The sequence below is a fragment of the Streptomyces sp. RKND-216 genome (assembly GCF_004795255.1).
Taxonomy (GTDB): domain Bacteria; phylum Actinomycetota; class Actinomycetes; order Streptomycetales; family Streptomycetaceae; genus Streptomyces; species Streptomyces hazeniae.
In genome coordinates, this window is the sequence record NZ_SSBQ01000002.1 from 998,714 (window position 1) to 1,004,385 (window position 5,672).

The 5,672-nt window shown below is 68.9% G+C and carries 6 protein-coding genes; 1 reads left to right on the forward strand and 5 read right to left on the reverse strand.

Annotation, left to right across the window (positions count from 1 at the left end):
• Window positions 1-87 precede the first annotated feature (87 nt).
• The 3 genes from E4198_RS04460 to E4198_RS04470 form a co-directional block, all read right to left on the reverse strand.
• On the reverse strand, window positions 88-1,515 hold the full coding sequence (locus E4198_RS04460) for an MFS transporter (RefSeq protein WP_168711368.1): 1,428 nt from the start codon (window positions 1,513-1,515) through the stop codon (window positions 88-90).
• Between the two features lie 190 nt (window positions 1,516-1,705).
• Complete coding sequence (locus E4198_RS04465; RefSeq protein ID WP_136182011.1) at window positions 1,706-2,098, reverse strand: DUF3224 domain-containing protein; 393 nt, start codon at window positions 2,096-2,098, stop codon at window positions 1,706-1,708.
• A gap of 160 nt (window positions 2,099-2,258) precedes the next feature.
• Window positions 2,259-3,467 (reverse strand): cytochrome P450, encoded by a 1,209-nt coding sequence (locus tag E4198_RS04470; RefSeq protein ID WP_247597553.1) that lies wholly within the window; start codon window positions 3,465-3,467, stop codon window positions 2,259-2,261.
• Between the two features lie 162 nt (window positions 3,468-3,629).
• Between E4198_RS04470 and E4198_RS04475 the strand changes: the two genes are divergently transcribed.
• Window positions 3,630-4,034, forward strand: coding sequence for a DUF3224 domain-containing protein (locus E4198_RS04475; RefSeq protein WP_136182012.1), 405 nt, complete (start codon window positions 3,630-3,632; stop codon window positions 4,032-4,034).
• 40 nt (window positions 4,035-4,074) lie between these two features.
• On the opposite strand, the gene E4198_RS04480 is transcribed toward E4198_RS04475, so the two are convergent.
• Window positions 4,075-4,833: a 4'-phosphopantetheinyl transferase superfamily protein gene (locus E4198_RS04480; protein WP_136182013.1), complete on the reverse strand. Its 759-nt coding sequence runs from the start codon at window positions 4,831-4,833 to the stop codon at window positions 4,075-4,077.
• Between the two features lie 41 nt (window positions 4,834-4,874).
• Entirely contained in the window at window positions 4,875-5,627 is a 753-nt protein-coding gene (locus tag E4198_RS04485; RefSeq protein ID WP_136182014.1) for an alpha/beta fold hydrolase, read from the reverse strand.
• Between the last annotated feature and the right edge of the window lie 45 nt (window positions 5,628-5,672).

The window sequence follows — 5,672 nt, forward strand, 5'->3', positions numbered from 1 at the left end:
CGGCTGCAGCCGGGGCTGACATGCGTTGCGAACGCGGTGGACGGAAGTGAAGCACTTTCCCGAGGCGCCGGGGCCGGTGACGGGTTCTCAGGCGGCCTCGGGCTCGGACGGTACGCGAATGACCAGAAGGGCGACCGCCAGGGCTGCGGCCATGATGGCGGTACAGGACAGGAATCCGACGCGGAAGCTGTACGTGTCGCCCAGGCCACCGGTCGCCTGCGTGACGGTGGTCAGCACCGCGAGCCCGAGCGAGCCTCCTACGAGCATCGCGGTGTTGAACAGGCCCGAGACGGCACCAGCGTCGGTGGGTGCGATGCCGGCGGTGGCGAGGGAGCCGGCGGGCATCATGGTCAGGCCGAGGCCGATGCCGGAGAGGATGGTGGGGCCGAGCACCGCGCCCAGGTAGGAGACGGAGGGTGCCGCGACACCGAGCCACGCCATGCCCACCCCGAGGAAGCTGAGGCCAAGCACCAGCATGCGCCTGAGTCCCACCCGGTCGACCGTCTTCGTGCATACCTGCGCGGAGACCATCAGGATGGCGATCAGAGGAAGGTAGGCGATGCCCGTCCTGAGCGCGGAGAACCCCAGTTGACCCTGCAGGTACAGCGTGACGAAGTAGAAGTAGCTCATCTGCGTGGCCCCCCACATCATCATGATGCCCAGGGCACCGCCCGTATTCCGTCGGCGGAGGAGGTGCAGGGGGACGACCGGGTGTTCCTGTCGCCGCTCCACCGCGAAGAACAGGACCAGGAGCCCCGCCACAACCACGAGCAGACCCCCGCGCTGCGGGGCGCTCCAGGGGTTGTCGGTGTCCAGGAACACGAAGACGGTCAGCAGAAGTGCCGCAGTGATCGTCACCGCCCCCACCACGTCGAGCGACGGCCGCTCCTCGGCACGGCTGTCGGTGAGGGTGGTGAGCGAGAGCACGACGATGGCGAGCCCGATCGGGATGGAGAGGAAGAAGCTGAACGGCCAACCAGGGCCGGACGTCAGCAGACCGCCGAGGAGGAGGCCGAAGAGTGCCCCCGCAGCTGCGGCGCTGCCCCACAGCGCCAGAGCCTTCTGTCGCTTGGGCCCCTCGGGGAAGGAAGTGATGATGAGGGACAGCACGACCGGCGCGGTCAGGGCACCCCCGACTCCCTGGACCGCTCGCCCGACGACCATCGTCGCCGGATCGGTTGCGAAGCCGCAGACGGCGGAAGCCACGGTGAACACGGTGATGCCGATGATGAGGACCCGGCGGCGTCCGAACACGTCACCGATCCGGCCTCCGATGAGGAGCAACCCTCCGTAGAGGAGGGCGTAGGCGTTGACCACCCACGGCAGGCCCGGTTCGCTGAAGCCCAGGTCACGCTTGATGAACGGCAACGCGACGTTGACGATGGTCTGGTCGACCTGGATGAGCAGCTCGGCCATCAGCAGCGTGAGCAGAATGAGCCGCGTGAGGACGGAGCCCGGCTCCGCGGTGGCTCTCTTGTCGGTTGCCGAGGGCTCGTCGGTGGGCCGGACGGTCATGACTCTCCTGGTCTCCTGTGCGCACCCGCCGGTCCGGCGGGCTCGGACGCACCCCACAGTAAGGACGGGGATGCGGGCGGGATGCTCACTACAGCGCATCGCGGGGGGAACGCAGCCGGTGCCCCGCAGGGGTGAGCGTGCAGGGGCCGGGGCGCACGTCGCGGCCCCGGCCCAGTGACACGTCCCGCCGTCAGAGGCGGTATTCGACCGTGTACTCGGCCGTCTTCTCATCCAGGGACTTGACGGATCCGGTGCCCGAGATGCCGGCGAAGTCGCCGGTTCCGGTCCCCTCGACGAGGGTCCACCTCTCGTCGGCGGCACTGGTGAAGACACCTTCGATACGCGCCACGAAGGTGCCTTTCCTGTCGCCGATGGAGCCCTCGAAGCGCTGGAGGCCCACGTACGTGGCCGAGCCGCCCTCTCCGTAGGCGAGGAGGTACTCCAGGACGCCCTCGCCCTCAAGGTCACCGCTGAAGGTGTTCTCCACGCTGGCGCGTGTCAGGGAGGCTGAACCCTCCTGCTGGTGGTACGGGTTCTCGTTCCACGACTTCGTGGTGTACGTGCCGGTTGCTCGGGTGGTCATCCTGCGGTGGTCCTCTCGTGCGGGACGATCGACTGGCCGTGACTGTGCGCCAGCTGATGTGACGGACCGTCATCGTATACTCCGGGGACAGCCTGTCCTTCCGCGTACGTCGGGCAGGGCTCAGTTCAAGCCACCGGGCTCGGAAGGTGCAACCGAATCTTCACCAGCTGATATGGAGTGTGCGCGGCCCCCGTACCGTGGTGTCCGGTTTCCACTCGATCTCGCCGTGGACGCGCAGGCCCGGCATGCCCTGCACGAGTGCTTTGAGGGCCTCCTGCAGTTCGACCCTCGCCAGGTGGGCGCCGAGGCAGTGGTGCGGCCCGTGGCCGAAGGCCATGTGCCGATTGTCGGGTCGGTCCAGCCGGACCTCCTCGGGTTCGTCGAAGGTCTGACCGTCCCGATTGGCGGCGCTGGTGTCCACGACGACCGGCTCTCCCGCACGCACCAGGACGTTCCCCACCCGCACGTCCTCCAGCGGGTAACGGGGGGAGACGCCGTTCGCGGTGAAGGGCACGAAACGGAGGAGCTCCTCCACCGCCGTGGGAACGAGCTCCGGGTCCGTGCACAGCCGATTCCACAGTTCTGGCCGTTCCAGCAGTACGTGGACGAAGTTCGGAATCTGGCTGGCCGTCGTCTCGAAACCACCGATAAGGATCGAGATGCACAGGCCGAGGAGTTCCGGTTCCGTGAGCCGGTCGTGCGCGTCCCGCGCCTCGATCAGGGCGCTCATCAGGTCGTCGCCCGGTGCCGCGCGACGCTCGAGGATCAAGCGCTCGAAGTAGTCCTGCATGTCCGCGAAGCTCTGACCGCACTCCTCGTCAGTGAGCTCGTTTGTGGAGAGTGCCGCATCGCACCAGCTGCGCAATTGGGCACGGTCTTCCTCCGGCACCCCGAGGAACTCGCAGATGACGGTGATGGGCATGGCCAACGCGTACGAGCCGACCAGTTCGGCCGGGGCTCCCGCCGCCCTCATGTCGGCCACGAGCTTCGCGGCCAACTCTCCGATCCAGGCCCGTTTTCCCTCGATGCGCCGGGCGGTGAAAGCTTTCGACACCAGCGTGCGTACCCGAGTGTGATCGGGCGGGTCCATGGTGAGAATGCTTTCCGGAATGGCACGCGGCGTCATGCGGGGCTCGTCCCGGCGTGTCACCTCGGCGCGCGAGAAGCGCCGGTCGGTCAGCACGAGACGCGCGTCGACGTAGCGTGTGACCAGCCACGCCGGGTCGCCGTACGGCAACTGAACCCGGATCGGTTCCCCGTCCTGCAAGAGCTTGGCGTACTCCCCGGAAAGTTCGAGCCCCCGTCCCCCGGCGAAGGGATAGGGAACTGCTTCTCCCTGGTGCTTCTCGGCTTCCACTCCGGTGCTCACTCTGCCTGCCTCCTTCAGATTACCGCCGGGCCCGACGGCCGACGAGCACAGTGCACGCTGCGCCGCACACGGCGTGACGCCAGGTCACGCTAGCGGCCGCAGCAGCCGGGGCATGCTCAATCCGGAACATCCCCGGGAGGCGTCGCGCCCGATACTGCGCGCATGACACTCACACGGATCCAGGCCACGTTCACCGTCGACGTCTGGGACGCCACCCCTGACGAACCGGTGGAGGGCGGCCCCAGCACGGGTCGGGTGGAACTGAGCAAGACCTACACCGAGGGAGACGTGACCGGCACGGCGGCGGGCCACATGGCCACCACGCAGGGCCCCGGGGGCGCCGCCTACGTGGCGCAGGAGCGCGTCACCGGCACCATGGCCGGCCGCACGGGGACGTTCGTCCTCGAACACCGGGCGACGCAGATTCTCGATCAGGAACCAGTGACGTGGGCTGGCATCGTCCCCGGGTCCGGCACCGGCGAACTGTCGGGCGTGAGCGGCGAGGGAACCCTGGGACACGGCACTCTCGATCTCCGGGTGGAGTTTCCCGACAGGGACCGCACGTAGCCTTCCGGCGGCCCGGCACACCTCCCACGGCTATGCGCCGTCAGCCGACGCGCAGCCGATGTGCCGGATAGGTGCGCCACGGGAAGCCGTGGTGCACCTGGACCGCCTGCTCACCGGGGGCGCGCCGTTCCACCGCGACCGCGGCGACGACGTCCGGCCCCGCGTCGAACACCCGGAATCGCCAGCGGGACTCCACGTCGTCTTCAGGGGGCCGGAATCCGACCACGTGACCGGTTTCGTCGAGAGCGAACGCGAAGGAGTCGAAGGGCAGGCCGATGCCTGTACCGCGCGCCTTCACGTATGCCTCCTTCAGGCTCCACAGCCGGGTCGTCGCCCTGTCACGCGTCCTGCCCTCCTCTAGAGCGCGCAGACCGCTGCACTCCTCGTCGGAGAACATCGCCGCGATTGCGGCGGATCCTTGGCCTGTCGCCGTCCGGGAGACTCGTTCCACATCGACGCCGACACGGCCGGGCCGGGCGAGTGCCAGGGCGTTCATGCCCTCGGTGTGGGAGAGGTTGAAGTCGAAGGCCGCCCGGCCTCGCGGCGCGACGCTCTCCGGGAGCCGCAGCCGCGGTCGGCCCAACGGGGAGCGCACGATGACCAGTTCGGCTTCCGGGATTCCGGTTTCCAGGGCAAGTGCCCGCCGGACCAGCACCCGTGCTGTGCGGTACTGCCGGCGGTCCTGTTCACGGCGGAGCCGCTCCCCCGCCGCCCACTCGTCGGGGTCCAACCAGTGCAGGGCCAGTATGTCGGCCGTCGGCGGCGGCAGCGCCTCGTTCGGGCAGAGCCACACCGTCACCTCGCCGTCCTCCCCGTGCGGGAGAGCACCGTGAGCCGACATTACCCGGGCGGACTGAGGGCCGGTGCCAGAGAGGACCACAGCGCCTCGAGCACTTCCTTGGAGTCCTTCAGGTAGAAGTGGTCCCCAGGGAAGACCCGTAGCCGGAAGTTCCCGCTGGTCACCTCGCGCCACCCGCCGACCTCCTGCGGCGCGGCGAGCGGATCACGATCGCCGCAAAAGGCGTGGACGGGGCAGGAGAGCAACGGGCCGGGTGCCGGCCGGTAGGTCTCGTTCAGCTCGAAGTCGGCCCGGAGAAACGGCAGGAACAGACGGATCACCTCAGGTTTGCCGGCGACCTCCGCCGGGGTGCCGCCGAGCCTGACCATCTCGGCCAGGAAATCCTTCTCCGCCAGACCCGAGACCGGTGACAGCCGGCTGGGCATGTGGGGCGCTCGTCGCCCCGAGACGAGCAGGGCCTCCGGCCCGGGGTCTCCGGCCCGGCGCAGGGCACGGGCCGCTTCGTAGGCGACCACCGAGCCCAGGCTGTGTCCGAAGAAGGCGTAGGGACGGTCCAGGTGGGGGCGCAGGCCGGCGACGAGCTCGGAGACGAGAGGGGTCATGCGGCGATGGGGCTGCTCCCGCATTCGTGATTCGCGTCCCGGGAGGACGACCGGAACCACTTCGATCCCCGTAGGCGTCTGCTCGCGCCACGGGCGGAAGAAGGCACTGCCGCCGCCGGCGTGTGCGAAGCAGAAGATCCGCAGGCGCGCGTCGGCGCCGCTCGGGGTAGGACTGACCCAGGAGCCCGACATGTTGGTTTCCCGTGCTTTCTCTCGTCGTCGGCGGCCGACTCGTGC